This is a genomic window from Paraburkholderia franconis (assembly GCF_009362735.1).
GTDB lineage: Bacteria > Pseudomonadota > Gammaproteobacteria > Burkholderiales > Burkholderiaceae > Paraburkholderia > Paraburkholderia franconis.
This window is the reverse complement of record NZ_WHNP01000173.1, coordinates 1-4,778: the sequence shown is the minus strand read 5'-3', so window position 1 is coordinate 4,778 and position 4,778 is coordinate 1. Positions and strand designations below refer to the sequence as shown.

Below are 4,778 nucleotides of genomic sequence, written 5' to 3'. Positions count from 1 at the left end.
CGGAACAGTGAACGCGAAATTCCTACCAGCCCGCAAGCCCGGGTGACACCCATCGCGCGTTCGGTCATCAATATCCCGACCGCCTCGCGTTTGGCTTGCGGGCTTGCTACTTTCGCGACAGCAGGTCCTTCAGCGCGGCATTGTCGAGCATCGACTCTGCCAACAGGCGCTTGAGCCTGTTGTTCTCCTGCTCCAGTTCTTTCAGGCGCTGCGCGTCCGCGACGGTCATCCCGCCGAACTTCGCCTTCCAGTTGTAGTAGGTCGCCTCCGAGATACCGTGCTTGCGGCACAGTTCTGCAGGCTTCAGGCCAGCCTCGGCCTCCTTCAGGATGCCAATAATCTGCTCTTCGCTGAATCGCTTCTTCATTGTCGTTCCTTTTGGGAACGAACTCTACATTGTTATCGGACTAAGCGCGGGGAGCAGTTCACTGCCATTGCACCGCCGTCGGTTTGAGCGTCGGCAACGGGGTCGGCTACGGTCCTCTACGTCGGGCGGTAATCGACCAAACTCGAACGTTCGAAGCGGCGATGCGACGGGTCGAACCCCGATCAGGACCGGTCGCTCAAACCGTTGACGATTCGAGATTGAGGATGTTCGACGTCAGGTTGATTCCGCTCGTAGCACTCGCTTCCAGATCGAGACCTTCGTGGAACCAGCCACTGGCGGACGATGCGATTCAACGGCTCTGCATAGATCCGTGCGATGGACGCGCTCAGCCAAGCAGAAAGCAGCAGATAGCCGACCAGAAGCGCCAGTTTCTCGTCTCCCGCCACACCGGAAGGCGAGAAAATCGTTCGCAGTAAGCCCAGTACGATAAGGTGAAATAGATAGAGTTCATAGCTAAGCCTGCCGAACCCTTCGAGCACTGTGGACGCGCTCGCGCGTCGGATCGTTGGTCCGGCCGGGTGATCGTGCGCGGCCAGCAGCAACACCGCCGTGCCGAAGGCCATGACCGTAACGCCGAACACGTTGCTTTCCCGGATCGGACAGGAAAGGTAAACGAACGTAATGCCCGCCGCCGTCAGCCACGCCGACACGCTCTGCGCGCGACCGCGCCACACGAAGCGCCTCGCGAGCAGCGCCACGCAGCAGCCGGTAGCGATCGCGTCGAAGCAGGCGAAATACGCGTAGAGATAACCGCCTTCGTCGCCTTGATGGAAGAACCGGTAAATCGGTCCAACGACAATGCATGCGAGCCAGAAAGCAACGAGCCACGCCTCGCGGCGAAACGCGAGGCAAAGCAGCGGAAACGAGAGATAAAACACCTCCTCGACGGAAAGCGACCACAACACGCCGAGCGCATAGTTGGTCCATCCGTGCGCGCCGATAAGCACATTCATCCAGAACGTTAGCGACGCCAGGTTCACGAGCCAGAACGATACCGGCGCGCCATCCGGCGAGTGATTCTGAAAGATCGCGATGCCGGCCATTGCCAGCGCATTCACGACGGCCAGCAAGAGCAGCAGGCACGGAACGATGCGCGCGATACGCAAACCGTAAAACGCCCGGACATCGACATGACCGGGTTCGGACCAGCGACGAATCACGTTCGCCGTGATCAGATAGCCCGAGATCACAAAGAACATCGTGACGCCATAGTTGCCGTTTCGCGCAACGGCGCGGACTGTCTCCCATCCAAATACGCGCGACAGGAAGGTGTCGTCGAGCCGATAGGCGATATTGAAGTGGTGCAACAGCACGAGCAGGATCGAGATTCCCCGGAGGAGATCGATCCTCCGGTTTCGCATGCCGCTGCAAGTCATGCCGCGCTCGTGGCCCACTGTACGAACGCCGTGCCCGCTTCGCGCAAAACGGCCTCGCGCGCGTTCATGCCGACGCCCGGCGCATCGTAGTAAACGGCGACGAGCAACGGCGCGTGCCCTGGCGGGCGCACGAGCGCGTAGTCGTTGGTCTCGCTCTCGACGCTGGTTCCGGGCCGGTCGGCCGCCTGCCAACCGGCAGGCAACACGGCGCGAATCCGGTTGAGTCCCGGCTTACAGTCGGTCATGCCGCGCTCCAGTTGCACGCGCGAACTGGCGCTCAAGACATCGCCGAGCAAAAGGCGCTGCGCCGTGGTGGCGATGGCCTTCGGCGTTGTGGTGTCGAGCACGCCGCGATAGCGGTTCGAGTCGGGCTCGTAGCGGTCCGAGCGCGTGACCGTATCGCCGAGGCCGCGAACGAACCGGGTCAGCGCCGCGGGGCCGCCGGCGCTGCGCATCAGCAGGATCGCGGCCGTGTTGTCGCTCTCCACCAGAATCGCCCGGCAGAGCTCGTCGATCGACATCGTGCCGCGCGCGACGTTGGCCTTGGTCACAGGCGATGTGAAAATGAGGTCCTTTTCCGTGTAGTGCACGAGGCGGTCGAGCCGCTCTGCGCCGCTATCGACGCGTGCCAGTATCTGCGCCGCGAGCATTCCCTTGAACGTGCTGCACATCAGGAAGCGTTCGTCGGCGCGATGGCTCAGCGTGCGTCCCGAGCCGGTATCGATGGCAAACACGCCGAGGCGGCCGCCATTCCGACGCTCGATATCGGCGAGCGGCGATTCGGCTGCATGCAGCGCGGGAACCACGCCCATGCCAGCGAGCAGCGGTAATCCAATCAACAGCTTTCGACGCGTGATCAAGTGAGTCACGGTTAAGTCCGGTTAGCCAGGGTGAGGAAAAGCGGTGAGCGCGGCGAACGTCACGCCAGCTTGTGGGCAAGCAGGAGGCGGCGGATGTTGATCGCGTCGCGCGCGGGGAACGCAGCCGGCCCGGCGTCCAGAAACACCATCGTCACGCTGTCCCGAACCGAGCGCAGCCGCATGATCAGGCAACGACCGGCCGCATCGGTGAAGCCGGTTTTCGACAAGGCGATGTCCCAGCCTTTTTGCCCGACGAGCGGATTCGTGTTCTGGTATTCGACGAGCTTGCCGTCGATCGGGACGACGCTGCGGGAGTCGGTTGTGGCGCGCGCGATGGCCGGATAGCGGGCCGCCGCATTCACCATGACCGAGACGTCGCTTGCCGTCGACGTATTGAGCGGCGAAAGGCCTGTCGGCTCGTCGATCGTCGTGTGCTTCAACCCGAGCGCGGCGATCTTGGCGCGCATCGCGGCCTGGAACGCCGGGAAGCCGCCAGGATAGTCATGCGCCAGCGCATACGCGGCGCTGTTGTTCGACGACATCAGCGCGAGTTGCAGCACCGCGTAAAGCGGCAGGCTCGCGCCGACTGGCAATCCTGTACGGCTGGGGCGTAACGCTTCGGCGTCGCTGGCGTCGATGCGAATGGTCCGGTTCATGTCGGGCTGGGCATCGAGCACAACCATTGCCGTCATCAATTTCGTCAACGATGCGATCGGCACGATATCGTCCGGCCGCCTCTGGAACAGGACCTGGCCGGAGTTGTCGTCGATCACCACGACATGGTTCGATTCGAGCAGCCCGACGGGCACGACGCCTGCCGTATCCCGCAATGCGGGCGAGGGCCACAGGGTCTGCGTCGTTGCGCACAACGCGACGAGGCCGAACGCGATAGCCGGGACGCGCGCCGCCCAGTTCGTCGCAGACGGGGCGGGTTGGCAGAGGCGCTTGATGCGGTCCAGCAAGTGGCCGCCCTGCGCCGATTGCGCGACCGGCGTGTATTCGGCGTTAGTCGATTGAAGAATGTCGAGCTGCTCAAGCGCGAGCGCCAAACGTCGCGGGTTTTGAATGAGCGCGGCAGCGATTTGATCGGCGAGGCATTCCCGCTCGATACGAATTTGCCGCGACAGCCACCACACCGCCGGATGATAGAAAAGCAGCGCCTCGATCACGCTTTGCAGCAGGTTGACCAGATAGTCGGCGCGCTTGATGTGCGCGACTTCGTGCGCAAGCACCGCTTCGAACAGATCAGGCGGCATGCGCGCCAGCAACGCTGCCGGAACCAGCACCAGCGGCCGCCACCAGCCGATCGTCAGCGGACCTGATAGTTGGGCAGCCACTCGCAGCGTGACGGAGCGCGACACGCCGCAACGCGCGGCCAGCGCCGAGACGCAGTTCTGCCAGTGGGTATCCGGCCAGTCGGGAAACGCCCGGCCGAGCCGGCGCACCCACAGCAAGCCGGCCGCCAGACGGCACGACATGGCGGCCACACCGACCAGCCACGCCGCAACCAGCCAGGGCAGAACGGCCTGGATCGCCAGCGACGCGCGCGAATTTATCGTCAGTGCGACATGAGAACCGGTCATGGGAAGCCAGCCGGAAGTCCGCGACACCGTTTCGATTCCTCGATACACGTCGAGCACCGGTACACCGAGGCACAAAAGCAGCGAAACGCACAGCAGCGCATAGCGGCTCCGCGGGCTCGCGCCACGCAATAGCCGCAATGAGAGCGCGGTTGCCATGCCAATCAAGGCGCCCTGCCACACGAAGTGCACGAGCGCCCATCCCAATGCCTGGACGAACGTCCAGGACGAAGGACTCATCGCTCGTCTCCGTGCAGAAACTTGCGAATTTCCTCGCGGCGATGTCCCGAAGACAGTTGAAGGTTGGGACGGCGGGTGCGGCATAGGTTAGGCAACCTTCCGATCGTGGTCAATCGATTTTGAGGTCGATCGTTTCAAGGCGGCAGCGAGAATCCAGAGCTCGTTCACGCCGAGGATTTTCCGGAAGTGCTTCTCAGCTTCCAGGAAGCCTGCGGCCGTCCAGCGCAAGGCCATATCGGCGTCACGATAGCGCTTCACGCGCCCCGCGACACGGCGCACCGCGCCGTTCGGATTCTCGATGATGTTGGTCGTCGACAGGCCACGCATGAGCGCC

At 63.2% G+C, this 4,778-nt stretch carries 3 protein-coding genes and 2 pseudogenes; all 5 read right to left on the bottom strand.

Annotated elements, in window-relative coordinates; translation table 11 throughout:
- Positions 1 to 367, bottom strand: a pseudogene (locus GCT13_RS47025) (transposase); the annotation flags it as partial.
- 182 nt (positions 368 to 549) lie between these two features.
- Positions 550 to 1,764, bottom strand: coding sequence for an acyltransferase family protein (locus GCT13_RS47020; protein ID WP_152768368.1), 1,215 nt, complete (start codon positions 1,762 to 1,764; stop codon positions 550 to 552).
- Entirely contained in the window at positions 1,761 to 2,633 is an 873-nt protein-coding gene (bla, locus tag GCT13_RS47015; RefSeq protein WP_321575069.1) for a class A beta-lactamase, read from the bottom strand. Before bla ends, GCT13_RS47020 begins: the two co-directional genes overlap by 4 nt.
- 50 nt (positions 2,634 to 2,683) lie before the next feature.
- Complete coding sequence (locus tag GCT13_RS47010; RefSeq protein ID WP_193727978.1) at positions 2,684 to 4,444, bottom strand: M56 family metallopeptidase; 1,761 nt, start codon at positions 4,442 to 4,444, stop codon at positions 2,684 to 2,686.
- An 87-nt stretch (positions 4,445 to 4,531) separates the two neighbouring features.
- Positions 4,532 to 4,778 (bottom strand): annotated as a pseudogene (locus GCT13_RS47005) (IS256 family transposase); the annotation flags it as partial.